At 71.2% G+C, this 25,172-nt stretch carries 24 protein-coding genes; 11 read left to right on the plus strand and 13 right to left on the minus strand.

The genetic code is table 11. The features are described 5' to 3' along the window. Positions 1-23: 23 nt before the first annotated feature. From BLS95_RS08550 to BLS95_RS08570, 5 genes are all read right to left on the minus strand, one after another. Complete coding sequence (locus BLS95_RS08550; RefSeq protein ID WP_090930329.1) at positions 24-2,165, minus strand: serine/threonine-protein kinase; 2,142 nt, start codon at positions 2,163-2,165, stop codon at positions 24-26. A 136-nt stretch (positions 2,166-2,301) separates the two neighbouring features. Next, positions 2,302-3,333 carry a polysaccharide deacetylase family protein gene (locus BLS95_RS08555; protein WP_176993082.1) on the minus strand — a complete coding sequence of 344 codons (1,032 nt, stop codon included), beginning with the start codon at positions 3,331-3,333 and terminating at the stop codon, positions 2,302-2,304. A 347-nt stretch (positions 3,334-3,680) separates the two neighbouring features. Next, a complete protein-coding gene (locus BLS95_RS08560) occupies positions 3,681-4,898 on the minus strand; it encodes an NADP-dependent isocitrate dehydrogenase (protein ID WP_090930330.1) in 1,218 nt (405 codons plus the stop codon). 53 nt (positions 4,899-4,951) lie between these two features. Continuing rightward, positions 4,952-5,251, minus strand: a complete 300-nt coding sequence (locus BLS95_RS08565; RefSeq protein ID WP_176993083.1) for a DUF3017 domain-containing protein — start codon at positions 5,249-5,251, stop codon at positions 4,952-4,954. Between the two features lie 64 nt (positions 5,252-5,315). Continuing rightward, positions 5,316-6,437 carry a citrate/2-methylcitrate synthase gene (locus BLS95_RS08570; protein ID WP_090930332.1) on the minus strand — a complete coding sequence of 374 codons (1,122 nt, stop codon included), beginning with the start codon at positions 6,435-6,437 and terminating at the stop codon, positions 5,316-5,318. 181 nt (positions 6,438-6,618) lie between these two features. Between BLS95_RS08570 and BLS95_RS08575 the strand changes: the two genes are divergently transcribed. Continuing rightward, on the plus strand, positions 6,619-7,266 hold the full coding sequence (locus tag BLS95_RS08575; protein WP_090930333.1) for an FHA domain-containing protein: 648 nt from the start codon (positions 6,619-6,621) through the stop codon (positions 7,264-7,266). A 334-nt stretch (positions 7,267-7,600) separates the two neighbouring features. Here the strand turns inward: BLS95_RS08575 and BLS95_RS08580 are convergent, their stop codons facing one another. After that, positions 7,601-9,136 (minus strand): glycoside hydrolase family 10-like protein, encoded by a 1,536-nt coding sequence (locus tag BLS95_RS08580; RefSeq protein ID WP_176993084.1) that lies wholly within the window; start codon positions 9,134-9,136, stop codon positions 7,601-7,603. A gap of 88 nt (positions 9,137-9,224) precedes the next feature. Here BLS95_RS08580 and BLS95_RS08585 point away from each other — a divergent pair, with 88 nt between their 5' ends. Both BLS95_RS08585 and BLS95_RS08590 read left to right on the plus strand, forming a co-directional pair. After that, positions 9,225-10,661, plus strand: a complete 1,437-nt coding sequence (locus BLS95_RS08585) for a glycoside hydrolase family 3 protein (protein ID WP_090930334.1) — start codon at positions 9,225-9,227, stop codon at positions 10,659-10,661. Beyond that, positions 10,658-11,518: a MurR/RpiR family transcriptional regulator gene (locus tag BLS95_RS08590; protein ID WP_245764925.1), complete on the plus strand. Its 861-nt coding sequence runs from the start codon at positions 10,658-10,660 to the stop codon at positions 11,516-11,518. The genes BLS95_RS08585 and BLS95_RS08590 overlap by 4 nt, the downstream gene beginning before the upstream one ends. 79 nt (positions 11,519-11,597) lie before the next feature. Here the strand turns inward: BLS95_RS08590 and BLS95_RS08595 are convergent, their stop codons facing one another. Beyond that, entirely contained in the window at positions 11,598-12,368 is a 771-nt protein-coding gene (locus BLS95_RS08595; protein ID WP_090930336.1) for an IclR family transcriptional regulator domain-containing protein, read from the minus strand. A 101-nt stretch (positions 12,369-12,469) separates the two neighbouring features. On the opposite strand from BLS95_RS08595, the gene BLS95_RS08600 reads away from it, so the two are divergent. Genes BLS95_RS08600 through BLS95_RS08625 form a run of 6 tightly spaced genes read left to right on the plus strand, consistent with a single transcriptional unit; the run spans position 12,470 to position 18,791 of the window. After that, on the plus strand, positions 12,470-13,411 hold the full coding sequence (locus BLS95_RS08600; RefSeq protein WP_090930337.1) for an ABC transporter substrate-binding protein: 942 nt from the start codon (positions 12,470-12,472) through the stop codon (positions 13,409-13,411). Further along, positions 13,408-14,193 carry an ABC transporter permease gene (locus BLS95_RS08605; protein WP_245764926.1) on the plus strand — a complete coding sequence of 262 codons (786 nt, stop codon included), beginning with the start codon at positions 13,408-13,410 and terminating at the stop codon, positions 14,191-14,193. Before BLS95_RS08600 ends, BLS95_RS08605 begins: the two co-directional genes overlap by 4 nt. Then, positions 14,190-14,939, plus strand: coding sequence for an ABC transporter permease (locus tag BLS95_RS08610; protein WP_090930338.1), 750 nt, complete (start codon positions 14,190-14,192; stop codon positions 14,937-14,939). The genes BLS95_RS08605 and BLS95_RS08610 overlap by 4 nt, the downstream gene beginning before the upstream one ends. Next, a complete protein-coding gene (locus tag BLS95_RS08615; protein WP_090930509.1) occupies positions 14,932-15,702 on the plus strand; it encodes an ABC transporter ATP-binding protein in 771 nt (256 codons plus the stop codon). The genes BLS95_RS08610 and BLS95_RS08615 overlap by 8 nt, the downstream gene beginning before the upstream one ends. A 31-nt stretch (positions 15,703-15,733) precedes the next feature. Further along, complete coding sequence (locus BLS95_RS08620) at positions 15,734-17,320, plus strand: thiamine pyrophosphate-dependent enzyme (protein WP_090930339.1); 1,587 nt, start codon at positions 15,734-15,736, stop codon at positions 17,318-17,320. Positions 17,321-17,330: 10 nt separating this feature from the next. Further along, entirely contained in the window at positions 17,331-18,791 is a 1,461-nt protein-coding gene (locus BLS95_RS08625) for a benzaldehyde dehydrogenase (RefSeq protein WP_090930340.1), read from the plus strand. On the opposite strand, the gene BLS95_RS08630 is transcribed toward BLS95_RS08625, so the two are convergent. The 3 genes from BLS95_RS08630 to BLS95_RS08640 all read right to left on the minus strand — a co-directional run bounded on the left by BLS95_RS08630 (position 18,788) and on the right by BLS95_RS08640 (position 21,407). Next, a complete protein-coding gene (locus BLS95_RS08630; protein WP_090930341.1) occupies positions 18,788-19,018 on the minus strand; it encodes a hypothetical protein in 231 nt (76 codons plus the stop codon). The genes BLS95_RS08625 and BLS95_RS08630 overlap by 4 nt on opposite strands. Before the next feature lie 79 nt (positions 19,019-19,097). Further along, the gene (locus tag BLS95_RS08635) at positions 19,098-19,955 is read right to left on the minus strand and encodes a bifunctional methylenetetrahydrofolate dehydrogenase/methenyltetrahydrofolate cyclohydrolase (RefSeq protein WP_090930342.1); all 858 of its coding nucleotides are present in this window, start codon (positions 19,953-19,955) and stop codon (positions 19,098-19,100) included. A 93-nt stretch (positions 19,956-20,048) separates the two neighbouring features. Further along, positions 20,049-21,407 carry a helix-turn-helix domain-containing protein gene (locus BLS95_RS08640; RefSeq protein WP_090930343.1) on the minus strand — a complete coding sequence of 453 codons (1,359 nt, stop codon included), beginning with the start codon at positions 21,405-21,407 and terminating at the stop codon, positions 20,049-20,051. 87 nt (positions 21,408-21,494) lie between these two features. Here BLS95_RS08640 and BLS95_RS08645 point away from each other — a divergent pair, with 87 nt between their 5' ends. Together BLS95_RS08645 and BLS95_RS08650 are read left to right on the plus strand one after the other, a co-directional pair. Beyond that, complete coding sequence (locus tag BLS95_RS08645) at positions 21,495-21,698, plus strand: hypothetical protein (RefSeq protein ID WP_090930344.1); 204 nt, start codon at positions 21,495-21,497, stop codon at positions 21,696-21,698. Positions 21,699-21,732: 34 nt separating this feature from the next. Continuing rightward, positions 21,733-22,536: an isocitrate lyase/PEP mutase family protein gene (locus tag BLS95_RS08650; protein WP_090930345.1), complete on the plus strand. Its 804-nt coding sequence runs from the start codon at positions 21,733-21,735 to the stop codon at positions 22,534-22,536. Between the two features lie 24 nt (positions 22,537-22,560). Here BLS95_RS08650 and BLS95_RS08655 read toward each other — a convergent pair whose 3' ends face one another. The 3 genes from BLS95_RS08655 to purN form a co-directional block, all read right to left on the minus strand. Further along, positions 22,561-22,740 (minus strand): hypothetical protein, encoded by a 180-nt coding sequence (locus BLS95_RS08655; RefSeq protein WP_090930346.1) that lies wholly within the window; start codon positions 22,738-22,740, stop codon positions 22,561-22,563. 171 nt (positions 22,741-22,911) lie between these two features. Then, positions 22,912-24,453 carry a bifunctional phosphoribosylaminoimidazolecarboxamide formyltransferase/IMP cyclohydrolase gene (gene purH / locus BLS95_RS08660; protein WP_090930347.1) on the minus strand — a complete coding sequence of 514 codons (1,542 nt, stop codon included), beginning with the start codon at positions 24,451-24,453 and terminating at the stop codon, positions 22,912-22,914. Further along, the gene (gene purN / locus BLS95_RS08665; RefSeq protein WP_218135652.1) at positions 24,450-25,103 is read right to left on the minus strand and encodes a phosphoribosylglycinamide formyltransferase; all 654 of its coding nucleotides are present in this window, start codon (positions 25,101-25,103) and stop codon (positions 24,450-24,452) included. Before purN ends, purH begins: the two co-directional genes overlap by 4 nt. Between the last annotated feature and the right edge of the window lie 69 nt (positions 25,104-25,172).

Genomic DNA, 25,172 nt, shown 5'->3' on the forward strand with positions numbered 1-25,172 from the left:
TTCGGGATGTTACCCGCTCGTCATCAGCAGGTTTCCATCGCGGGCACTTTTCGCTCCATTTCGAAGTCGACGTTGCCGAAATACGTGTTCAGGAGCTTGTCCATGGCGCCGGTCCGGTAGAGGTCGGCGATGATCGCCTTGACCGCCTTGCAGGTCGTCACGTCGCCGTCCCTGATGCCCACGGCGTAGCGCTCGTTGCTGAGCTTGGCGCCAAGGATCTTGTAACGCAGATTTTCCCGGCCGGCGAACCCGGCCAGGATCAGGTCGTCGCCGGGGACCGCGTCGACCTTGCCGCTCCTGAGCAGGTCCATGCATGCGGCGTAGTCGCCGGCCGCCACCGGCACGACCTTCACCTCGTCCTGGACCGTGCCCACGGCCGGGATGTCGAGCGCGCAGATCCGCTTGCCCCGGAGGTCGTCGAGGGAATCGATGCCGCTGCCCGCGTGTACCAGGATGTCCTGGTGCGCCAGGTAGTAGGGGCCCGCGAACTGTGTGCGGCTCTTGTCGATCGAGTAGGTGGCGACGACGAGGTCGACCTTGCCCTCGGCCAGCGCGGTGGCCCTCTCGTTACCGCTGACGCCGACGAAGTCCGTCTCCTTGGCGCCTAACCCGGCGGCCACGAGCTTGGCGACCTCGACGTCGAAGCCCGCGAAGCCGTCGCCGTCGCGCAGCCCGACGCGGGGCAGGTCACCCTTCACGCCGACCACGATCCGCCCGCTCTCGGCCGCCTTGTCCACCACGGAGGAGTATGAGGGCGGGATCTCCTGCTCGGCCGTCCTGGTGGGCCCGATCGCCCCGCCGAGGGCCAGCGGCGGCCAGCCGGTCCGGACCAGCGCGATCGCCGCCGCGGCGAGCAGGACGACCACGGTGACCAGCACGACCCACGTCCGCGCCCGCCCGCGCCGCCGTACGGGCACGGCGGGCCCGGTCGCCTGGTACGGTGGCCCGCCCCCGTCCGCCGGCGCCATCGGGTCCAGTGGCGCCGGCTGCCCGGTCCCGCCCGGCACCACGGCCCCCTGCCCGGACCGCGCCGCAGAGCCCTGACCGGTCGTCGTCGAGCCCTGCCCACCGGTCGTCCCGGAACCCTGGCCGGTCGTCCCGGAACCATGCCCACCGGTCGTCCCGGAGCCCTGGCCGGTCGTCGTGGAGCCCTGCCCACCCGGCGCCACGGAGCCCTGGCCGCTGGGCACCACGGAACTCGGCCCGGTCGGCACGGAGCCCTGCCCAGACGGCGCCAGGGAGCTCTGTCCCGTCTTGTCGGTGATCGACCCTGCCGAGACCCTCAGGAACGGCTTGGTGTCGTCGCTGGCGACCTGTACGCCCCGGGTGAGCACCGCCGTGGACGCCCCCACCGTCGACGACTGCCCCAGCAGCCGCAGCAGGATCTGGTCGGCCGACGGCCGCTCGGCCGGCGACTTGGCCAGCGCGGAGCGCACCACGCTCTGCAGCGGCTCCGCCATCATGCTGACGTCGACTTCGTGGTTGAGGATGCGGTTGAGCACCATCGCGATGGACTTGCCGTCGAAGGCGGCCTTCCCCGTCGCCGCGAAGGCGATGGTGGCCCCCCAGGAGAACACGTCGGTATAGGGCCCGATGTCGTCGCCGGCGATCTGCTCGGGCGCCATGTAGGCCGGGGTGCCGATGGCCCGGCTGGTGATCGTGCCGGTGGAGTCGATGATCCTGGCGATCCCGAAGTCCACCACGCGCGGCCCGTCGGCGGCGATCAGCACGTTGTCGGGCTTGAAGTCCCGGTGCACGATCGAGGCGTGGTGGATCGCGGTGAGCGCCGTGGCGGTGCCGATGGCCAGCCGGTCGAGCGCCGTGCCGGTGAGCGGCCCGTCGGTGTCGACCAGGTCACGCAGCGCCCGCCCGTCGATGTACTCGCTGGCGATGTAGGGCGTGTCGCCTTCGAGATCGGCCTCGATCACCCGGGCCGTGCAGAACGAGGCCACCCGCTGCGCCGCCTTCAACTCCCTGGCGAACCGCGACCGGGCGATGGTGTCACCGCTGAACTTCACGTGCAGCAGCTTGATCGCCGCACGCTCCCCCTGATCGTTGACACCCAGGTAGACGATGCCCTGACCGCCTTCACCGACCCGTCCTGACAACCGGAACGACCCCAGCTCGGTGGGATCGCCGGTGACCAGCGGCGAGATCTGCGGCATTCCTCATCCCCACGTTTGCTGAACCCCAACGAGGCAAACTTTACGACGCTCAGCAACTTCACAGGGATCCGTTAAAGGTTCGTGACGTCACGGTTTGCCGCGTTCTCCGGGCCGGCGTGGGTCCGGCCAGGAGAAACTAGTAGGCGAGGCTCCACGTGGCGTAGCTCTTGCGCAGGTACGGATTCTTGTACTTCGGATACGCCACCGTCCTGACGTCACCGTCGGACGTGTACCGCATGTCCGGATTGTTCTTGAGCCAGTCGAGCCAGGCCGCCGAGCAGAACTGGGCGCAGTCGCCCTTCTTCTCCATGACCTTGATGCGCGGGATGCCGGCCGGGTCGTACGACTTGCTGAACGGCGACGCGGCGGGCGTGTAACCGGCGAGGAAGGCGCCCTTGTGGTTGTAGAGCTTGCCGCGCAGGGCCCACTCCTTCTTGCTCGGCTGGTTGCCGTACGGCAGGGCGATCGTGGTCGGGTTGGTGTAGGACAGGCCGCTGATCTGCTGGGCGATCGAGCCGATCTGCTCCTCGACCTCCTTCTGCGAGCGTCCCCGCAGGTTGTGGTGGTCGCGGGTGTGGTTGCCGATCTCGAACCCGTTGTCCTTCAGCCACAGCAGGTACTGTGCCTGCTCCTCGCGGGTGGTCTTGCCGAACATGTCGCGCGTCACGTAGAACGTGGCGGCCGGGCGGAACCCCGGGTGCTTGGCGGCCACGTCCTTGAGGATCTGGACGGCGGTGTCCTTCTGGGGCACGCCCATCTCGTTCAGGGTGAGCTGGGACGGGGAGGAGTCGTCGAAGGTCAGCACCACGGGGTGCTTGCCGGCCGGGATGTCGATCTTGCCGGCCACCAGCTCGGCGGCCGTGATCGGCACGTAGTCCTCCCGGATCAGCCTCTCCAGCTCCGCCCTGAACTGCTGCGGCGACCGGTCGTCCGTCGTGGCCGGCTTGGGCACGATCCGGTGGAACATCAGCACCGGGATCTGTCCCAGCTCGTTGGCCTTGACCTTGGCGGCCGCCTTGAGCTTGGCGGCCCGGCTCTCCTTGAGCTTCGCCGCGGCGTCGGCCTTGGTGTTGGTCAGCTTGGCCGATTCGGGCTCCGAGTTGCAGCCGGTCAGGATCGCGGCGGCGATCAGCCCCATTCCGGAACCGAGCAAAATTCCCAGTCGCATCCGAACCCCCCCGAGTCACGTACGACCGTTACGAGGTGGCTCTTACCCAACTGATCAACTGCACCACGCTGCCGGGAAGTCAAAAGATGGCCGGAAAATACGAAAGGACCGTCCCGGTGCCCTGCAAACTGACCCGATCAGCCTATTTACCGATCGGTATGCTGGGAGCCCGGCGTCCCAGGTCACCGCCACCGCGCCGACCCCAGCCCGCTCACCACCCGCGAATCGCCGGCGAGATCCTTATCGCAATACGCACCGGGCCGAAAATGGCAATTCCGGTTCAGAACCGGGTACCTGCGAAACGGCCCCTACCTCGCGGCGTGACCGCGGGTAAGGGCCATATTCGACTAGGCGGACATCTTCTTCTTGAGGTTCTCGTCCAGCGCCGCCAGGAAGTCCTGAGTGGTCAGCCACTCGGCGTCGCCACCGACCAGGAGCGCCAGGTCCTTGGTCATCTGGCCGCCCTCGACGGTCTCGATGCAGACCTCCTCCAGCTTGTTCGCGAAGTCGGTCACGGCGGGGGTGCCGTCGAGCTTGCCGCGGTGCGCCAGCCCGCGGGTCCACGCGAAGATGGAGGCGATGGGGTTGGTGGAGGTGGGCTTGCCCTGCTGGTGCTGACGGTAGTGACGGGTCACCGTGCCGTGCGCGGCCTCGGCCTCGACCGTCTGGCCGTCGGGGGTCATCAGGACCGAGGTCATCAGGCCGAGCGAGCCGAAGCCCTGGGCCACCGTGTCCGACTGCACGTCGCCGTCGTAGTTCTTCGCGGCCCAGACGTAACCGCCCTCCCACTTCAGCGCCGCGGCGACCATGTCGTCGATGAGGCGGTGCTCGTACGTGAGCCCGGCCTGCTCGAAGTCGGCCTTGAATTCCGTCTCGTACACCTCGGCGAAGATGTCCTTGAAGCGGCCGTCGTACGCCTTGAGGATGGTGTTCTTCGTCGAGAGGTAGACCGGGTAGTTGCGGGCCAGGCCGTAGCGCATCGACGCCCTGGCGAAGTCGCGGATCGACTCGTCCAGGTTGTACATCGCCAGTGCGACGCCGCTGCCGGGGAAGTCGTACACGTCGAGCTCGATCGGCTCGGAGCCGTCCTTCGGCGTGTACGTGAGGGTGAGCGTGCCCTCGCCGGGGATCTTCAGGTCGGTCGCGCGATACTGGTCGCCGAAGGCGTGACGGCCGACGACGATCGGCTTGGTCCAGCCCGGGACGAGCCGCGGCACGTTCGACATGATGATCGGCTCGCGGAAGATGACGCCGCCGAGGATGTTGCGGATGGTCCCGTTGGGGGACTTCCACATCTTCTTGAGGCCGAACTCCTCGACCCGCGCCTCGTCCGGCGTGATGGTGGCGCATTTCACGCCGACGCCGTGCTTCTTGATGGCGTTGGCCGCGTCGATGGTGACCTGGTCGTCCGTGGCGTCGCGGTGCTCGATGCCGAGGTCGTAATACTTCAGGTCGACATCGAGGTAGGGCAGGATCAGCTGGTCCTTGATGAACTGCCAGATGATCCGGGTCATCTCGTCGCCGTCAAGCTCGACGACGGGGCCCTCCACCTTGATCTTGGGCATGCGAATGGTTCCCCTTCGATGAATTGATGCGTTGAGGCTATCGGACCGTCAGGTCAACCGCCCAAAAGGGACAGGATCAGGGCCTTGAGCTCGTTGTTGTAGAGCAACAACGAGGTCAGGACCAACACGAATCCGAACCCTGCCAGCGTGATGACGTCGCTCACCTTGCTGCGCACGGCCATGGCCCCGCCGTATCCGGCGAAGCGCAGGGCGGCGGCGACCATGATGACGGCGCCCAGCGTGAACCCGCCCCAGCGCGGGTCCACGACGAAGGTCACGAGCACGCCGATGACCGCACCCGCCAGGATCAGCGGGTACGGCCCCCAGCTCTCACGTTCGGTCCGATCGCTCAACGCGCCTGGCCGCATTCGCTACGGGCCTGCGTCGGCATCGCTCTCACTCTCTCCAACCTCGAGCTCATCGCTCGTCGATCGGCTTCCACTTCTGGTCGGTCTCGCCGATGTACTCGCTGTCCGGGCGGATCAGCCGGTTGTCGGCGTGCTGCTCGATGACGTGGGCCGTCCAGCCCGACATGCGGCTGATCGAGAAGACCGGCGTGAACAGGTCGGTCGGGATGCCCAGGTAGTGGTAGACCGAGGCCGCGTAGAAGTCGACGTTCGGGTAGAGGCCCTTCGTCTCGAAGACGACCTCCTCCATTTCCTTGGACATCCGATAGTAGGCGTCATCGCCACTGCTCTCGCCCAGTTCGGCGGACATCCTGCGCAGGTGGGTAGCGCGGGGGTCCTCCGTCTTGTAGACGCGGTGGCCGAAGCCCATGATCTTCTCGCCCGCGGCCAGCTTGTCGCGTACGGCCTGGGCCACACCACCCGGGGACAGCGACTCCAGGGTCTTCATGACCTGCTCGTTCGCTCCGCCGTGCAGCGGGCCCTTGAGGGTGCCGATGGCGGCGACGATGGCGGAGTGCATGTCCGACAGCGTCGCGGCGCAGACCCGGGCGGCGAAGGTGGAGGCGTTCATGGTGTGGTCGGCGTGCAGCACCAGGCACTCGTCGAAGATCTCGACCTCGCGGGGGTCGGGCGTGCGCCCGGTGACCTGCAGCAGGAAGTTCGCGGCGATGCTCAGTGAGGGATCGGGGGCGGGGACCTCGCCACCTGTCCTGGCGGCGTGGTAGCGGGCGACCAACAGAGGTTGCTGCGCGGTCAGCCTGGCGGCCTTGCGCAGGTTGGCGTCGGGGGCGATGGAGTCCTTGTCCGGGTCGTCGGCAGCCGACAGCGAGACCAGAGAGCGCAGTGCCTCCATGGGTTTCTGTTTCTCGGCGATTTCCGCGATGTTCGCCGACACCAGGGCACCCAGCTCCCTGCCCCGCGCCAGCTCCGCGCCGTAGGCGTCCAGCTCGGAGCGGGTGGGCAGCTTGCCGTGCTGGAGCAGGTGTGCGGTCTCTTCGAACGTCGCGCGGCCGGCCAGGTCGTGGATGTCGTATCCGCGGTAGAACAGGCGACCGGCCTTTCCGTCAATGTCGCTCAGCGCTGTGGACGCCGCGACGACATCGGCCAGACCTTTCGTGGGCTTGTCCGCCATGAGTGTTTCCTCCGCTTATCTTCGTCCGAAGTCTACCCGTGAGCAGGCAAAACCGTCCGCAAAGGTCCAGACCAATTTCACGCCGGATTCTCCTTTCGGCAAAGGCGATTCCGCATCCCCTCGTTTGGGTAAGCCGGAGCTGTAGTAATAGTTACGGCGGGCTACCTGGGGAGGAACTGCCGTGGAGGGGCCGTTCATACGCATCGAGGACACTGGTGAGGTGGTCCCGTTGCGCCCCGAGATCACGACGGTCGGGAGAGGCCGAGGTGTCGACATCCGGCTCACCGATCCCAGCGTGTCTCGACTCCATGCCGAGTTCGTCAGACGAGGACCCTACCTGTATGTCGTCGACCTGGGGCTGTCCAGGAACGGCACGCGGGTGAACGGCAGGCCGATCGCCCGGAGGGTTCTCGACGACGGCGACGTCGTCTCGTTCGGCGCGGCGCGGGGTCGCATCGGTGGAGTCCCCCGTGAGGACTTCACCCCCGAGGTCGAGCTGCGCAGGGCGGCCGCGCCCGAGCTGACCAGACGCGAGGTCGACGTGCTGACCTCGCTCTGCAGGCCGGCGCTGTCGGACGAGGCGTTCGTCGCCCCGGCGACGGCACGCGAGATCGCCGACGACCTGGTCGTGACGGAGGCCGCGGTCAAGCAGCATCTCCTGCGGCTCTACCAGAAGTTCAGGATTCCCGAGGGCACCAACCGGCGCACGCGCCTCGCCAACGAGGTCGTCGCGCTCGGCCTGGTCCGCCCGACCCCCGTGGTGCCGCCACAGAGGTCGTCGGGAGCCGCCGCCGAGCAGCCTTCGACTGCTGGACGTAGGGCTTCGTAGGCACGGGAGACCGCGGCCGGGTGGCGGACCGCCGAGCGCGGCCCACCACGAGACCAGTTCGCGACCGGGGCTTCGGCGAGGGGTTCCGGCAGCGTCCAGAGCCTGGACCTGACCGTGCTCGTCACCGTGCTCATCACCGTGCCCGCCCCCGGGCACGGTGACGAGCGGGGTGCGCACCCGGCACGGTGACGAGCGAGTGCGCATCAACCGGCGCGCTCACTCGGCACCGTGACGAGCGCGGTCCACGCATCACCTGGGCGCGCCGGGCTCGTCACCGGCCGGGAAAGCGGCCGGCGACGCGGGCGGGCGCAGCCTGCCCGGCGACCGGATGCGGTCAGATCACCCGGAAGGCGTTGCTGGGCTCGCTGGTCCGGTTGGCGCGGTCCACCGCCACCGCGTAATAGTGGTGACCACGCCCGCCGTCGGGGTCCGTCCAGCGGACCTGCCGGTCGCCGGGCACCACGGCCACCAGGTTGCGGGCGTCGGCGAAGGCGCCGGCGGGCGCGTGCCCGTCGAACCGGTGGATGGCGAACAGGAACGGCTCGTCCCTGCCGGTGGCCACGGCCCGCACCTCGACCCCGCCGGAGCGGCGCAGCGCGTACGCCAGCACCGGGCGCCGGGGCGGCTCCCCGTCGGCCAGCCGGGGCAGCACGGGCGCCAGCGCGGGCCGCTGGTAGTGGTCGCGGACCGCGGTCGAGACCGAGCCGAGCCGGTCCACCCTGACGTCGTTGGCGTTGTACCAGATGTCCCCGCCGATCTCGGGGTGGTTCCGGTTGAGGGTCAGGTGCCTGGACAGCTCGCCCGGGACCTGCCACTCGGCCGCCTGCGCGGGATCGCCCGCCTTGTACGCGGCCTGCCCGATCCACAGCAGCGTCTTCGTGCCGCTGGCCACGTCGGACCACCACGGGACCAGCTTGGAGTAGTCGGCCGGCGGCTGACCGATGTACCAGTAGAGCTGCGGCGCGATGTAGTCCAGCCAGCCCTGCTTGACCCAGCCGCGGGTGTCGGCGTGCAGGTTGTCGTACGACTGCCCGCCGTTGGTGTCGGAGCCGAGCGGGTCGGTGCCCTTGTTGCGCCAGATGCCCGACGGGCTGATGCCCCAGGCGATGTCCGGCTTGGCCGCGCGCACGCGCTGCTGCATCTCCCGCACCATGAGGTCGACGTTGTTCCGCCGCCAGGCGGCCAGGTCGGGGAAGCCCGCCCCGTACCGGGCGAACGCGGCGCTGTCGTCGAAGGCCGTGGTGTTGACCGGGTAGAAGTAGTCGTCGAAGTGCAGGCCGTCGATGTCGTAGCGGGTGACCGCGTCCATCATCGCGTCCTGGCAGAACTTCCGCACCTCCGGCAGGCCGGGGTTGTAGTAGAGCTTCCCGCCGAACGGCACGATCCAGTCAGGATGCCGGCGTCCCGGGTGGTCGGGGTGCAGCTGGGCCGGGTCGCCCTGCATCGAGACCCGGTACGGGTTGAACCACCCGTGGAAGGCCAGCCCCCGCCTGTGCGCCTCCGACACGGCGAACCCGAGCGGGTCGTACCCGGGATCCTGCCCCTGGGTGCCGGTCAGATACTGTGACCAGGGCTCGAACGGCGACGGCCAGAACGCGTCCGCCGTCGGCCTGATCTGCACGAACACCGAGTTGAGCCGGCGCTGCACGGCCAGGTCCAGCCAGGCGAGATATTCGGCCTTCTGCTGGTCGGCGGACAACCCGGGCCTCGACGGCCAGTTGATGTTGGCCACGGAGGCGATCCACATGCCCCGCATCTGGTGCAGCGGCGGGGCGTCGTCGCCGGCGTCGGCGGCGTAGGCGGGCAGCGGGACCGCGGTGGTGGCGGCGGCGAGGGCGAGACCCTTCAGGAGAGTCCTTCTGCTGGGCATGGGGGGTGGCCTCTCGAAAGCAGTTGTGTCGAGGGCGACGATGACAGAAAATTACCTTCATATCAACAACCGTGAAGGAAACTGCCGAATGACCAGTGACCTGGACAGACTGGCGACAACCGTCCTGCATCCCGGCTTCGACGGTACGTCCGTCCCCGACTGGATGCGCAGGGCTCTCGGCGAGGGCCTCGGCGGTGTCGTCCTGTTCGCCCGCAACGCCATCGACGAGCGACTCGTACGGTCTGTCCGGGCCGAGCACCCGGGCGCGGTGATCGCGATCGACGAGGAGGGCGGGTCCGTCACCCGGCTGGAGGTCGAGGCGGGCAGTTCCTTCCCCGGCAACCGGGCACTGGGCGTGGTGGACGACGTCGAGCTCACCCGCCGGGTCGGCCGCCAGATCGGCCGGATGCTCGGCGAGCTGGACATCACGCTGGACTACGCCCCCTCCGCCGACGTGAACTCCAACCCGGCCAACCCCGTGATCGGCGTGCGCTCGTTCGGCCCGGATCCCGGCCTGGTCGCCCGGCACACCGTCGCCTTCGTGGACGGGGTGCAGGGGGCGGGCGTGGCCGCCTGCGCCAAGCACTTTCCCGGCCACGGCGACACGGTCACCGACTCCCATCTGGCGCTCCCGACCGTACACGCCTCCCGCGAGGTGCTCTTCGAGCGTGACCTGCCGCCGTTCAGGGCCGCGATCGACGCCGGGGTGCGTGCCGTCATGTCCGGCCACCTGCTCATCCCCGCGCTCGATCCGGAGCTGCCGGCGACGCTGAGCCGTACCGCCATGACCGAGCTCCTGAGGGGCGAACTCGGCTTCGACGGGATGCTCGTCACCGACGCGATCGAGATGCGGGCGGTGGCCGCCATGTTCGCCCCCGGCGAGATCGTGGTGCGGGCGCTCAACGCGGGCGTGGACGCCGTCTGCGTGGGGCTGACCAGCGAGGACGGCCTGCGCGAGATGCGCGACGCGATCGTGACGGCGGTCCGCGCCGGGGTCCTGCCCGAGGAGCGGCTGGCGGAGGCGGCCACGCGGGTGCGCGAGCTGTCCAGCTGGTACGCCGGCCAGTCCGCGCTGCGTGACAAGGCCCGCGCCGACCTCGACGAGGGCGTGGGCCTGGCGGTGGCCAGGGCGGCGCTGACCGCGACCGGCACCGCCGCGCTCGGCGGCCGGGCGCCGCTCGTGATCGAGGTCAACACCCGTCTGAGCCAGGCCGTGGACCCCGCCACGCCGACCGGCGTCACGGCTGCCCTGACCGCGCTGCTCCCGGGCACCGCCAGGGTTCGGATGGAGCCGGACGGCGAGCTGCCGGAGCTCGCCGGCGAGCGGCCCGTGGTGCTGGTGGTGCACGACGCCGCCCGGCACGCGTGGGTGCGCGAAGCCGTGGCCGGGGCGGTGGCCCGCCGGCCTGACGTCATCGTGGTCGACACCGGCATCCCGGACGAGCCGTCCGGTGCGGCGCACGTGGCCACCCACGGGATCTCCCGGGTGTCCGCGCGGGCGGCGGCCGAATGGCTGACCCGGTGACGAACGAGCCGGCCAGTCCCGTCGCCGCCGTACGCGCCGTGCTGCCCTCGCTCACCCCGGCGGCGCAGTCCATCGCCCGCATCATCCTCGACGATCCCGGCGTGGTGGTGCGCAGCACGATCACCGAGTTCAGCGCGGTGGCGGGGACGAGCGAGGCGACGATCGTACGGGCCGCCAGGGCGCTCGGCTTCACCGGATACTCGCAGATGCGCTTCGCGCTGGCCGCGGCCGTGGCCAAGGAGCCGGAACGCCTGGTGCCCGGGGACCTCGCGCCCGACGACCCGCTGACCGACGTGATCGCCAAGGTGGCGCGGGCCGAGTCGGAGGCGCTGGCCGACACGGCGGCGCAGCTCGATCCCGACCGGCTGGGCGACGTGGTGAAGGCCATCTCGGTGGCGCGGCGGGTGGACGTGTACGGGGTGGCGGCCTCGGGGCTGGTGGCGGCGGACATGTCGCAGAAGCTGCTGCGGATCGGGCTGTCCAGCCATCCGTTCAGCGACGCCCACCTGGCCCTGACCAGCGCCGCGCTGCTCCGGGACGGGGACGTGGCGGTGGCGATCAGCTGCAGCGGGGAGACGCCGGACGTGCTGGTCCCGGCCCGGACTGCGGCGGAGGCGGGGGCACTGGTCGTGGGGATCACGAACAATCCGCGGTCCTCGCTGGCCGAGCTGGCCGATCACACGCTGGTGTCGGCGGGGCGGGAGACGGCCTTCCGGCCGGGGGCGCTGGCCAGCCGGATCAGCCAGTTGCTGATCGTGGACTGCATCTTCGTGGGGTTGGCGCAGCGGACGTATGAGCGGGCGGACGCGGCCATCCGGGCGACGCGGGACGCCACTGAGCGGTATAGCCGCCGCTGACACCGGATTCCGCCGTAGGTGGTCGCGGTCCTTCGCAAGGGAAGGGCAGGTGGGTCAGGCGCGCGGTGGAGCGGGTGGGTCAGCCGCGGGCGGTGGAGAGGGAGGCGAGGTCGGCTTCGATCTTGGCGGCGGTGGCGAGGAGCGCGGGGAGCAGGTCGCGGCGGGCGGCCTGGAGGGTGGTGCGGCTGGCGTGGGTCGAGACGTTGACGGCCGCCACCGTACGGCCCGCGCGGTCGCGGATCGGCGCGGCGATCGAGCGCAGGCCCTCCTCCAGCTCCTGGTCCACCATCGCCCATCCGAGGTGGCGCACCCTTTCCAGCTCCGCCCGCAGCGCGGCGGGCAGGACGATGGTGTGGGAGGTGAGCCGCCGCAGGCCGGCCCGCTCCAGGTACGCCTCCAGCGCGTCCTGGGGCAGGGCGGCCAGCAGCACCCGGCCCATTGACGTGCAGTAGGCCGGGAAGCGGGTCCCGATGTTGATCGTCACCCGCATGATCCGGGCCGTCGCCACCCGGGCCACGTAGACGACGTCCTCCCCGTCCAGCACCGCGACCGAGGCTGACTCGCGCACCTCGGCCGCCAGCCGTTCCAGGTGCGGGTCCGCCACCTCGGGCAGCGACAGGCTGGACAGGTAGGCGTACCCGAGCTCCAGCACCCGCGGCGTGAGCGCGAACAGCCGCCCGTCGCTGCGCACGTAGCCGAGGTCGGCGAGCGTGATCAGGAAGCGCCTGGCCGCCGCCCTGCTGAGCCCCGTCGCACGGGCCACCTGACTGAGCGTCAGCTCAGGCTCCTCGGCGCTGAACGCCCGGATCACCGCGAGCCCGCGGGCCAGCGACTGCACATGATCGACCATCAAGATCCCCTTGACAGAAGACGGCAATAGCGTAGTTTGCGCGATACGGGGTTGTTCGGCCAGAGAATACATGTGCGCAGAGCGAACAACTAGGAGCAGTCGTGCGTCGTGCTCTCATTCTTCTAGGCGCCTTACTCGTGACGGCCTGCGGCGGCGGCACCCAGTCGCCGGCACCCGGGCAGGCCCAGGGCAGGACCAAGGTCAACGCCGGGGTGATCGCGATCGTCGACACCGCCCCGATCCATCTGGGCAAGGCCAAGGGCTTCTTCGGCGAGCAGAACATCGACCTCACCATCACCCCCGTCCAGGGCGGCGCGGCCAGCATCTCGGGTGCGGTGAGCGGGCAGTTCCAGTTCGCCTTCGCCAACACCACCTCGTTGCTGACCGCCAGGCAGCAGGGTCTGGACGTGAAGGTGGTGGCCAACGGCGTCTCCTCGACCGGCGAGCAGGGCAAGGACTTCAGCGCGGTGCTGGTCAAGCCCGACAGCCCGATCAGGACCGCCAAGGACCTGGCGGGCAAGAAGATCTCGGTCAACCAGCTCAAGAACATCGGCGACACGACCGTACGCGCCTCCGTACGCAACGCCGGCGGTGACCCGAGCGGCATCGAGTTCGTGGAGCTGGCCTTCCCCGACGCGCCTGCCGCGCTGCAGACCGACCGGGTGGACGCCATCTGGGTGGTCGAGCCGTTCGTCAGCCAGGCGATCAGCCAGGGGGCCCGCCCCGTGGCCTGGAACTACGCCGACGCCGCCCCCGGCCTGACCGTCGCCATGTACTTCACCACCGGCCGGACCGACGCCGACCTGACCAAGCGGTTCGCGGCGGCGATGAACAAGTCGCTGGAATACGCCGACACGCATCCCGACGAGGTCAGGGAGGTGCTGAAGACGTACACCAAGATCGCGCCCGAGGTGATCGCGAAGATCCACCTGCCGAAGTGGCCGGTCCAGGTGAACAGGGCGTCCGTGCAGACCGTGGCCGACCTGGCGCTGGCCGACGGGATCCTCACCCAGAAGGCCGACGTCGCGGCGCTGGTGCCGTGACCCGTACCGGTTCCCTGGGAAGGCTCGGGTACGGGCTGGCCGGGCTCGGCGGGCTGCTGGTGCTGATGGAGGCCGTGCCCCGGCTGGGCCTGGTCGACGCGCGCTTCCTGCCGCCGGCCTCGGAGATCCTGGGCACGCTGGCCGGGCAGCTGGTCACCCCTGAGTTGTGGATCGCGCTGGGCGAGACCATGCGCGGCTGGGCGCTGGGGCTGGCGCTGGCGTTCTGGGCGGCGGTGGTGCTCGGAGTGGTCATCGGGATCGTGCCGGGCCTGCGCGGGCTGACCAGCTCCACCGTCGAGTTCCTGCGCCCCATCCCGTCGGTCGCGCTGGTGCCGCTCGCGACCCTGCTGTTCGGGCCGTCGCTCGGCTCGACCCTGATGCTCGTGGTGTACGCCTCGTTCTGGCAGGTACTCATCCAGGTCCTGTACGGGGTCGCGGCCGTGGACTCCGTGGCCTTCGACACCGCCAGGTCCTACGGGCTGTCCGCCTGGTCACGGGTCAGGCATCTGGTGTGGCCGACCGCGCTGCCGTACGTCATGACCGGGCTCAGGCTGGCGGCGGCGGTGGCGTTCATCCTGGCGGTGACGGCCGAGCTGGTGATCGGCAGCCCGGGGCTGGGCGCCGAGATCCAGGTGGCGCAGAGCAGCGGGGCCGTACCCGCCGTGTACGCGCTGATCGTGCTGGCCGGGCTGGTCGGCATCGGGGTCAACGCGGCCGTACGGCTGCTGGAGCGCAGGGTGCTGGCCTGGCATCCGGCCGTGCGTTCGGAGGTGGCCGCGTGAGAGTCGTCAGGTTGCTGGCCCTGCCGGTGCTGCTGGTGCTGGCCTGGTGGGCGGTCAGCGGCAGCTCGTTCTACCTGCCGAGCCCGGACCGGGTCGGGCGGGCCTTCGCCGAGACGTGGTTCTCCGAGCGGCTGGTCCTGGACGTGCTGCCGAGCGTGGGCCGGCTGCTGGCCGGCTATGTGCTGGCGGGGCTGCTGGGCGTGGGCCTGGGGGTGCTGATCGGGCTGTCCCGGCGGCTGCGGGCCACGCTGGAGCCGGTGCTGGAGTTCTTCAGGGCCATCCCGCCGCCCGTACTGGTGCCGTTGATCATGCTGCTGGCCGGGATCGACACCCCGATGAAGGTACTGGTCATCGTCTCCGGCTGCGTGTGGCCGATCCTGCTGAACACCGTCGAGGGCGTACGGGCCCTGGACGAGGTGCTGTCCGACACCTGCCGCATGTACGGCGTGCGCGGGGCCTCCAGGATGCGGCGGTTCGTGCTGCGCGGGGCCAGCCCGCAGATCATGGCCGGGCTGCGGCAGGCGCTGTCGATCGGGATCATCCTCATGGTCATCAGCGAGATGTTCGCCAGCTCCAGCGGGCTGGGGTTCACGATCGTGCTGTTCCAGCGGCAGTTCCAGATCGCCGAGATGTGGAGCGGCATCCTGCTGCTGGGCCTGCTCGGACTGGCCCTGTCGGTCCTCTTCCGCGGCGTCGAGCGGCGGGTGTTGTCCTGGTACTACGGCAGTGGAGCCGAGCGTGCTTGAGATCTCCTCGTTGGGCAAGGTCTACGAGAGCCGGGGGCGCCGGGTGGAGGCGATCGGCTCGATCACCTTCGGCGTCGGCTCCGGGGAGCTGGTGTGCGTGGTGGGGCCGTCCGGGTGCGGCAAGACCACCCTGTTGCGCTGCATCGCCGGGCTGCTGCCGGCGAGCGCGGGCGAGGTGCGGGTGGCCGGCGTGCCCGTCACCGGGCCGCCGCCGAACATGGCCGTGGTCTTCCAGGAATACGGCCGCAGCCTGTTCCCGTGGATGACCGTGCGGGAGAACGTCGAGCTGCCGCTGAAGGAGAAGCGGCTGCCCGCCGGGCGGCGGCGCGAGCTGGTCGGGGAGTCGCTGACCGCCGTCGGGCTCATCGAGGCGGCCGAGGCCCATCCCTGGCAGCTCTCCGGGGGCATGCAGCAGCGGGTGGCCATCGCGCGGGCGGTGGCGTACGAGCCGCAGGTGCTGCTCATGGACGAGCCGTTCGCCGCCGTGGACGCGCAGACCAGGGCCGACCTGGAGGACCTGATCCTGCGGTTGTGGCGGGACCTCGGGGTGACCACGCTGTTCGTCACCCACGACATCGACGAGGCCGTCTACCTGGGGCAGCGGGTCATCGTGCTGTCCTCCTCGCCCACCACGGTCATGGAGGACCTGAAGATCGACCTGCCCGCCGAGCGCGACCAGGTGGCGACGCGGTCGCTGCCCCGGTTCGGGGAGCTGCGCGGGCACGTCTACCGGCAGATCCAGCGGGCACGGGGGACTCGATGAACACGACCGTTCACACGGTAAGGAGAGCACGGTGACGACGGTCAGGGATGCCGCGTTCGAGGTCATGCGGCGGCACGGACTCACCACGATCTTCGGCAATCCCGGCTCCACCGAGGTGTCGCTGCTGACCCGGCTGCCGGACGACCTGCGGTTCGTGCTGGCGCTGCACGAGGGGTCCGTGGTGGGCATGGCCACCGGGTGGGCGATCGGCCACGAGGCCCCCGCGCTGGCCGTGCTGCACACCACCGCCGGGCTGGGCAACGCCGTCGCCGCCATCGCCACCGCCCGCTCGAACCGGGTGCCGCTCGTGATCCTGGTCGGGCAGCAGGACCGGCGGCACCTGGCGCTGGAGCCGTTCCTGGCCGGGCGGCTGAGCGGGCTGGCCGGGGACTACCCGGTGTGGGTCGGCCGGCCCGAGCGGGCCCAGGACGTGCCGGGCGCCCTGGCGCGGGCCTGCCACGAGGCGACCACGTTCCGGGGGCCGGCGCTGGTGGTGGTGCCGATGGACGACTGGGAGGCGCCCTTCGAGGGCGAGGTCCTGGCCGCGCCCGTACGGGTGCTGCGGCCGGTCGCGGTGACCGACTCCGAGCTGCGGCCGCTGGTGGAGCTGCTGGCCGGGGCGCGCTCGGCGGCGATCGTGGCGGGCGCGGGAGCGGACTGGGACTCCCTGGTCGCGCTGGCCGAGCGGCTCGGTTGCCCGGTGTTCCAGGAGCCGTTCGGGTCCCGGGCCGGGTTCCCCCAGGACCATCCCCTGTACGCGGGCGTGCTGCCCGCCGACCGGACGCGGCTGCGGGCGGCGCTGGCCGGCCATGATGTCGTGCTCGCGGTCGGCGCTCCCGTCTTCCGCCAGTACGCGTACGCGCCCGGACCCCTCGTCCCGCCCGGGACGTCGGTCGCGCTGGTCACCGACGACCCGGCCGAGGCGCATCGGAGCCCCGCCGACCTGGCCTACCTCGCGGCGCCCTCGGCGGTCTGCGCCCGGCTGGCGGCCCTGGTCCCGGAGCGCCCCGAAGCCGCCACCCCCGCGCGACCTTCCGGGGTTCCGGCTGCGCCCGCCGAGGGACGGCCGTTGCGCGCCGCCCACGTGCTGCACGAGCTGGCCGCGCGCCTGCCCCACGACATCGTGCTCGTCGAGGAGACCCCGTCCTCCCGCCCCGACCTGCACCGGCTCGTGCCCGCCAGGACCCCGCTGGGCTTCGTGGCGGCGGCCATGGGCGGGCTGGGGTTCGCCGTGCCCGCCGCGGTCGGCCTGCGGATGGCGCTCCCCGGCCGGCCCGTGGTGGCCGTCGTGGGCGACGGGGCGGCGCTCTACGGGGTGCAGGCCCTCTGGAGCGCCGCGCACTACCGGGTGGGCGCGCTGTTCGTCGTGCTGGCCAACGGCCGCTACGCGATCTTGGATCGGCTGGCCGAGCAGCAGGGCACGAAGGCGCCCTGGCCGCCGTTCACCGAGGTGGACATGGGTGGCCTGGCCAGGTCGCTGGGGTGCCCGGCCCGGCGGGTGGACTCGTACGAGGAGCTGACGGCGGCGCTCGACGACGTGCTGCCCACGCTCGCCGCCCGCGAGGAACCCCTGTTGCTTGAGGTGACCGTGACCGTGGATCCGGATTACCAGCCCTGAGGAGGCACCCATGACGTTCCTTGACCCCAAGATCTGGACGGGCTCGATCTTCGACGGCGGCTGGACGGCCGCGCGGGCCGGGAGCGCGCCGGTGGTCGAGCCCGCCACCGGCAACGAGCTCGGCCAGGCGGGCGTCGCCGGGGCCGACGACGTGGCGGCCGCCGCCGTACGGGCGCGGCAGGAGCAGCGGGCGTGGGCGGCGACCCCGTACGAGGAGCGGGCGGCGCTGCTGCGGCGGGCGGGGCGGCTGTTCGAGGAGCACGCGCAGGAGATCCAGGACTGGATCGTCCGCGAGTCCGGGGGCGTGCCGGGCAAGGCCGCGTTCGAGACGCATGTGGCGGCGCAGGAGTGCTACGAGGCGGCGGCGCTGGCCTCGCAGCCGCTCGGCGAGGTGCTGCCGACCTCCCGCAGGCGCCTCAGCTTCGCCCGCCGGGTGCCCGCCGGGGTGGTCGGGGTGATCGCGCCGTTCAACTTCCCGCTGATCCTCGGCATCAGGTCGGTGGCCCCGGCACTGGCGCTGGGGAACGCGGTCGTGTTCAAACCGGACCAGCGCACCGCCGTCTGCGGCGGGTTCTCGATCGCCCGGGTCTTCGAGGAGGCCGGGCTGCCGAGCGGCCTGCTGCACGTGGTGCCCGGCGGCCCGGACACGGGCCAGGCCCTGGTCGCCGACCCGAACATCCCGGTGATCTCCTTCACCGGCTCCACCGCCGCCGGGCGCAAGGTCGGCGAGGCCGGGGCACGCCTGCTCAAGCGGGTGCACCTGGAGCTGGGCGGGAACTCGGCGCTGGTCGTGTTCGACGACGCCGAGCTCGGACCGGCCGCGGCGGCGGGCGCGTGGGCGTCGTTCTTCCACCAGGGGCAGATCTGCATGACCACCGGCCGTCACCTCGTGCACGAGGCCGTCGCGGAGGAGTACGTGGAGCGCCTGGCCGCCAAGGCCGCCGGGCTGCCGGTCGGCGACCCGGCCACCGGGCAGGTCGCGCTCGGCCCGCTCATCGACGCCCGGCAGCGCGACCGGGTGCACCGGCTGGTCACCGAGAGCGTGTCGGCCGGGGCCAGGCTGGCGACGGGCGGCACGTACGAGGGGCTGTTCTACCGGCCGACCGTGCTGGCGGAGGTGCCGGTGGCCGCGCCCGCGTACGCGGAGGAGGTGTTCGGGCCGGTGGCGCCGGTGACGACGTTCTCCACGCTGGAAGAGGCGGCGGCGCTGGCCGCGGACTCCGAGTACGGCCTGTCGCTCGGCGTCCTGACCCGTGACGTCATGAAGGGGATGGCGCTGGCGGACCTGGTGCCGACGGGCATCGTGCACATCAATGACCAGACCGTGGACGACGAGGCCGTGGCGCCGTTCGGCGGGATGGGCGCCTCGGGGACGGGCACGCGGTTCGGCGGGACCGGCGCGAACGTCGACGCCTTCACCGAGACACAGTGGATCACCATGCAGGGGGACATCGCCGCGTACCCGTTCTAGCGCCGTCCGCGAGGCACGTCGCGCAGCATGTAGTCGATGTCGTCCAGGAAGTTGCCGAACACGCTCGCCGGACCGCGCAGCCCCGGCAGGGTCCCGATGTCCGTCCGCAGGTATTCGAACTGCGGGTAGTCGTCGAGCGACCACGACACCGGCAGCTCGACGGGATAGGTGTCCATGGTGTGCCCGGGGATGAAGAAGGTCGCGGTGTGCCCTGAACGTCCCGCCACACCTTCCTTCATGCCCGCTCGGGAAGGCGGGAGGCTCAGGGACTCCCGCCCGAACGGGACCGTGGCGGAACGCCGGGGCTCAGCGGAGGCCGTGCTGGAGCTCGGCGGCTTCGACGACGTTGGACAGCAGCAGGGCCCGGGTCATGGGGCCGACGCCGCCCGGGTTGGGAGCGACGAACCCGGCGACCTCCGCCACGTCCAGCGCCACGTCACCGACGATCTTGCCGTTTACCCGGGAGACCCCCACGTCGAGCACGGCCGCGCCGGGCTTGACCATGTCGCGCGTGATCAGCTCGGGCACGCCGGCCGCCGCCACCACGATGTCCGCGCGGCGCACGTGGGCGGCCAGGTCCTGGGTGCCGGTGTGGCAGAGGGTCACGGTCGCGTTTTCGCTGCGGCGGGTCAGCAGCAGGCCGAGCGAGCGGCCCACGGTGATGCCGCGCCCGACCACGACCACGTCCGCGCCCTTGATCGGCACGCCGTATTCCTGCAGGAGCAGCACGATGCCGTGCGGGGTGCACGGGAGCGGCGCGTCGACCATGTGGACGAGGCGGCCCAGGTTGACCGGGTGCAGGCCGTCGGCGTCCTTGGCCGGGTCGATGCGCTCAAGCAGGGCCATCGTGTCGAGGTGCTTGGGCAGGGGCAACTGGACGATGTAGCCGGTGCAGGCCGGGGAGACGTTGAGCTCGTCGATGGCCGCCTCGACGTCGGCCTGGCCGGCGGTCGCCGGGAGGTCGACGCGGATGGAGGCGATGCCCACCTCGGCGCAGTCGCGGTGCTTGCCCGCGACGTAGATCTGACTGCCGGGGTCGTCGCCGACGAGCACGGTGCCGAGGCCGGGAGTGACGCCGCGTTCCTTGAGCGCGGCCACCCGCGTCTTGAGATCTGCCTTGATCTTGGCGGCGGTGGCCTTGCCATCGAGTTTCAATGCGCTCATGCTCGCAATCCTTCCATGCCTGACGTGGGCTTCCGCACCCCCTCCCGTCGCTACCACGGTCGGAGGCGGGGTGCTCGCCCCTGGCGGAAAGCGTCACAGGGTGCCGCCGTGCGCCATGAGGTGGGCCGCCGCCAGGGCCTGCCAGGGGCGCCACCGGTCCGGGGCGGTGGGGTCGAGCCCGAGGCCGGCGAGCGCGGCGCGGACTTCCGGGTCGCCGGCGGGGAACGCCTCCCGGTGCCCCAGCCGGAAGGCCAGCTCCTGTCGCAGGTCGTGGCCGGCATAGGGCAGGGCGGCGAGCGCGTCCCGGCTCGTGCCGTGGCCGAGAGCGGGGTGCCCGCGTCCGGCGTCGGCCGCCAGCGCCCCGAGGACCTCCGCCTCGCCCTCCCCCAGCCCCGTCGCGCGGAGGGCGGCCGGCGTCAGGGCCGCGGGCTCGGGGAAGGTGTGGGTGAGGCCGCCGGGCAGGCCGGGCACGTACGCACCCAGCTTGGCCACCAGCGCCCCCATCAGCGCTGTTGCCCGCCCGTGCTCCTCGGCACCGCGCCCCACGACCGCCCGGACCCCGGCTTCCAGGGCATTCCACGCCCCCGGCACCGCCAGGCCGGGCCGTTTGCGCACCAGCGGCCCCAGTACGGGATCACCGGACAGCGCGGCCACCCCGGCGGCGTGGTCGGTGTCGGCGCCGAGCATCCGCCCGGCCTGCCCCACCACGTGGATCAACCCCTCCCAGTACGGCAGATGCGCCCGCACCAGCAGGGACCCGTCCTGGCCCGGTGCCACCTCCAGCACCCCCGGAGCGCCGTCCACCGTGATCGTGCGCCGATAGACGTCCCCGTCCACTTCCTCCACCCCGGGCACCGCCCGCGCCGCGAGCAGACCTCGTACGGCCCCCCAGTCGTATCCGGGCACACACGGCACCCGCAGCACCAGCCCGCCGTCGGCGGCCGGCCGGTCGGAGCGGTGCCGCCGGTCGCGCAGGTCGCTCGGCGAGGCGCGGAAGATCTCCCGCATGACCCGGTTGAACTGCCGCAGGCTCCCGAACCCGGACGCGAACGCCACGTCCAGGACCGTCAGGTCGGTGTCGTCCAGCAGCCGCCGCGCGAAGTGGGCCCGCCGCGACCGGGCCAGCTGGTCGGGCGTGGCCCCGAGATGCCGCAGGAACAGCCGGCGCAGGTGCCGCGGCGACAGGCCCACCCGCTCGGCCAGTGCCGCCTCGGTGCCGCCGTCCAACGCCCCGTCGATGATGAGCTGCCAGGTCCGGCACACCAGCTCGGGCGCGTCGGCCGCGATCGGCGCCGCCACCCGGTACGGACGGCAGCGCAGGCACGCCCGGAACCCGGCGGCCTCGGCGGCGGCCGGATGCTCATACGTACGCGTGTTCCTGAGCAGCGGCCTGGCCCCGCACCCCGGACGGCAGTAGATGCCGGTGGTCACAACAGCGGAATACGTGGTCATGTCCTACGTCTACGCCACCCGCGGCCCGTCCACCGGCCATATTCGGACACGATGGGCGGCGGCCTATCCCGTTGGTGATGTCCGAATATGGCCAGACACGCCGGTGCCGCGCGGGCCATCCTCTGGTCTCGGCGAACACGCAACCACCTGGTCGCGGCGGCCGGGAGCGTCGTCCAGGAGTTCGCGCCGAAGGGTCCGGCGCGGGAGGACCGGACGCTGTCCTCCCGGGTCTACCGGGACCCGGCCAACCGCGACCCGTTGCCCAATGACCCGCGACACGCACACCTCTGACCCGCGACACCCCGCACCGCGAAGGGACCTCACCATGACCGATCGAACGACGTTGTTCCGCGCCCTGCACCAAGGCCCGGTGCTCGTGCTGCCCAACGCCTGGGACGCCGCCTCCGCCGCCCTGGTCGAGGCCGCGGGAGCCCGGGCGATCGCGACGACGAGCGCCGGAGTCTCCTGGGCGAACGGCGCCCCGGACGGCCACGGGCTCAGCAAGGAGCGGATGATCGCCGCGGTCGCCGGCATCGTGGCGGCCGTCGGCGTACCCGTCACCGCCGACATCGAGGGCGGGTACGGCGACGTCGCCGCCACCGTACGGGCGGTGATCGAGGCGGGCGCGGTGGGCGTCAACCTGGAGGACTCCCCCGGGCCGGACGGCGCGCCCCTGCTGTCACCTGGCGACCAGGCCCGGCGCATCGCGGCGGCGCGGGAGGCGGCCACGGCCGCCGGGGTGGACCTGTTCATCAACGCCCGCACCGACGTGTACCTGTCCGGCGTCCCCGGTGACCGGCTCGCCGACGTCGAGGAGCGGGCGCGGGTCTACGCCGACGCGGGCGCGGACGGGCTGTTCGTCCCCGGCCTGCTCGACCTGGACGGCATCGCCCGCCTGGCGGGCGGGCCACTGCCGCTGAACGTGATGGCCGGGCCCGGTGCGCCGCCCGTGTCCGAGCTGGCGGCGGCCGGGGTGGCCAGGGTCAGCGTGGGCAGCGCGATCGCCCAGTCCGCGTACGCCATCGCCGCGCGGGCGGCCGCCGAACTGCTGGCCGGCGGCACGTACGAACTGCTCGCGGACGGCCTGGACTACGGCACGCTCAACGCGGCGTTGACCGCGAAGGCGTGAGCAGGGGGTGCTCGGCCGGGGCCCTCAGTCGCGTTCGGTGGCGGCCTGGGCCTCGCGGCGCTCGATGATGCGACGGGTGAACGGGACGACCTCCACGATGCGGATGCCGAGGTAGGCACCGCAGAAGGCGAGCGCCAGGAGGACGAAGGGGCTGGTGGCGAGGCCGTTCATGGTCACGAAGGCGCGCAGGATCGCGTCGAGCAAGGGGCACTCCGGGGGCAAAGGCGAAGGGGAGTTTTCAGAGTAACCGGACTCGACGGATGCTCACCGCCAAAAACCGCAAAGGGCGACATGATCGTAAATGTCGCCCTTTGCGGCTTATCGCCGGATGAGTCGGCCGGTGATCGGTGAACGATCAGCGGTGATGAGTGGTGATCAGTGGAAGAAGTGGCGGGTGCCGGTGAAGTAGAGGGTGATGCCCGCCTTCTCCGCCGCCTCGATGACCTCCTGGTCACGGATGGAGCCGCCGGGCTCGACGATCGCGCGCACCCCGGCCTCGATGAGCACCTGCGGCCCGTCGGGGAACGGGAAGAACGCGTCTGAGGCCGCCACCGAGCCGGTCGCCCGCTCGCCCGCCCTGGTGACCGCCAGGCGGCAGGAGTCCACCCGGTTCACCTGGCCCATGCCCACGCCCACGGTGGCCCCGCCCGCGGCCAGCAGGATGGCGTTGGACTTCACCGAGCGGCAGGCCCGCCAGGCGAACTCCAGATCGGCCAGCAGCTCCGGCGAGGCGGGCGTACCGGTCTTGAGCTCCCACTGCGCGGGATCGTCGCCGGGCGCGTCCACGCGGTCCACCGACTGCACCAGCAGACCGCCGTCGATCTTGCGGAACTCCGTCGGCTGCGCCGGCCGCTCCGGGCAGCGCAGCAGGCGCAGGCTCTTCTTGGCCCGCAGCACCTCCAGCGCCTCCGCGTCGTAGTCCGGGGCCACCACGACCTCCGTGAACACGTCCGCGATCTGCCTGGCCAGCTCCACCGTCACCGTGCGGTTGACCGCGATCACGCCACCGTAGGCCGAGACGGGGTCGCAGGCGTGCGCCTTGCGGTGCGCCTCGGCCACGTCGGCGCCGATCGCGATGCCGCACGGGTTCTGGTGCTTGATGATGGCCACGCAGGGGTCGGCGAAGTCCCAGGCGGCCCGCCAGGCGGCGTCGGAGTCGAGGTAGTTGTTGTAGGACATCTCCTTGCCGTGCAACTGCTCGGCGTTGGCCAGGCCGCCCGGGGCGCCGGTGTAGAGGGCGGCGCGCTGGTGCGGATTCTCGCCGTAGCGCAGGGTGGCCTTGCGCTGGTAGGCGGTGCCGGTGAACTCGGGCAACTCCTCCTCGTTCCCGTACCGGCTCGCGAACCAGTTCGCCACGGCCACGTCGTACGAGGCCGTGTGGGCATACGCGACCCCGGCCAGCCGCCGCCGCTCGGCGAGCGTGAAGCCGCCCGCGGCCACCGCGTCGAGCACGTCGCCGTAGAAGGCGGGATCGACCACGACGGCGCAGGTGTTGTGGTTCTTCGCGGCGCCCCGGATCATGGCGGGCCCGCCGATGTCGATCTGCTCGACGCACTCCTCGTCGGACGCGCCGGAGGCCACCGTCTCCTGGAACGGATAGAGGTTGACCACCACGAGCTGGAACGGGTCGATCTCCAGCTCCTCCAGCTGGGCCACGTGGTGCGGCTTGGTGATGTCGGCCAGCAGGCCCGCGTGCACGCGCGGGTGCAGCGTCTTGACCCGCCCGTCCAGGCACTCGGGGAACCCGGTGAGCTGCTCGACCTTCGTCACCGGGATCCCGTACGAGGAGATCGCGGCCGCGGTGCCGCCGGTCGAGACGATCTCCACCCCCGCGCCGTCGAGGGCCCGGGCCAGCTCCTCCAGGCCGGATTTGTCGTAAACGGCGATCAGCGCGCGCCGGATGGCGATGCGAGTCACGTGGATTCCCCTCCTGATTGGTTGCCGGTGCGGACGATAGGTCCGGTGCCGAGGTGGACGATGCGTCCGGTGACCGTCCAGCCCTCGCGGACCATCCGGCCGACGATGTCGACGAGCAGGCGGCGCTCGACGGTCTTGATGCGCTCGTGCAGGACGGCCTCGTCGTCGTCCGGCAGCACGGGCACCGCCTCCTGCGCGATGATCGGCCCGGTGTCCACCCCCGAGTCGGCCAGCATCACGGTGCAGCCGGTCACCTTGACCCCGTGGGCCAGCGCGTCACGGACGCCGTGCGCGCCGGGGAACGACGGCAGCAGCGCCGGATGGGTGTTGAGCACCGGGAAGGCGTCCAGCGTGGGCGCACCCAGAATCTTCATGAAACCCGCCGACACGACCAGGTCCGGCTCGTACGCCGCGATCCGGGCCGCGATGGCGGCATCCCACTCAGCGCGTGTCCCATAATCACGCAGTTTCTCGACAAATGTCGGAATTTGAGCCTTCGTCGCCCTGGCCAGCCCCTCGATCCCCTCCCGGTCGGCGCCGACGGCTACCACGCGGGCCCCGTACGACGGGTCGGTGGAAGCGTCCAGCAGGGCCTGTAGGTTGGTTCCAGAGCCGGAGACGAGGACGACGAGTCGCCCAGCCTTTGACACGCGCACTCTCCAAAGAGGAAACAAGGGTGGGGGTGTCAGCGTATCCGTTCCTCGTCCGCCGACGCAGAG

The organism is Nonomuraea jiangxiensis, from assembly GCF_900099965.1.
Taxonomy (GTDB): Bacteria; Actinomycetota; Actinomycetes; order Streptosporangiales; family Streptosporangiaceae; genus Nonomuraea; species Nonomuraea jiangxiensis.

What these genes read in the sequence shown, in the direction of transcription:
- BLS95_RS08625 (WP_090930340.1), top strand. Translation starts at nt 17,331, where the DNA reads ATGACGTTCCTTGACCCCAAGATCTGGACGGGCTCGATCTTCGACGGC.
- BLS95_RS08580 (WP_176993084.1), bottom strand. Translation starts at nt 9,136, where the DNA reads ATGCCCAGCAGAAGGACTCTCCTGAAGGGTCTCGCCCTCGCCGCCGCC.
- BLS95_RS08570 (WP_090930332.1), bottom strand. Translation starts at nt 6,437, where the DNA reads ATGGCGGACAAGCCCACGAAAGGTCTGGCCGATGTCGTCGCGGCGTCC.
- BLS95_RS08635 (WP_090930342.1), bottom strand. Translation starts at nt 19,955, where the DNA reads ATGAGCGCATTGAAACTCGATGGCAAGGCCACCGCCGCCAAGATCAAG.
- BLS95_RS08640 (WP_090930343.1), bottom strand. Translation starts at nt 21,407, where the DNA reads ATGACCACGTATTCCGCTGTTGTGACCACCGGCATCTACTGCCGTCCG.
- BLS95_RS08550 (WP_090930329.1), bottom strand. Translation starts at nt 2,165, where the DNA reads ATGCCGCAGATCTCGCCGCTGGTCACCGGCGATCCCACCGAGCTGGGG.
- BLS95_RS08555 (WP_176993082.1), bottom strand. Translation starts at nt 3,333, where the DNA reads ATGCGACTGGGAATTTTGCTCGGTTCCGGAATGGGGCTGATCGCCGCC.
- BLS95_RS08595 (WP_090930336.1), bottom strand. Translation starts at nt 12,368, where the DNA reads ATGGTCGATCATGTGCAGTCGCTGGCCCGCGGGCTCGCGGTGATCCGG.
- BLS95_RS08585 (WP_090930334.1), top strand. Translation starts at nt 9,225, where the DNA reads ATGACCAGTGACCTGGACAGACTGGCGACAACCGTCCTGCATCCCGGC.
- BLS95_RS08645 (WP_090930344.1), top strand. Translation starts at nt 21,495, where the DNA reads ATGGCCAGACACGCCGGTGCCGCGCGGGCCATCCTCTGGTCTCGGCGA.
- BLS95_RS08650 (WP_090930345.1), top strand. Translation starts at nt 21,733, where the DNA reads ATGACCGATCGAACGACGTTGTTCCGCGCCCTGCACCAAGGCCCGGTG.
- BLS95_RS08560 (WP_090930330.1), bottom strand. Translation starts at nt 4,898, where the DNA reads ATGCCCAAGATCAAGGTGGAGGGCCCCGTCGTCGAGCTTGACGGCGAC.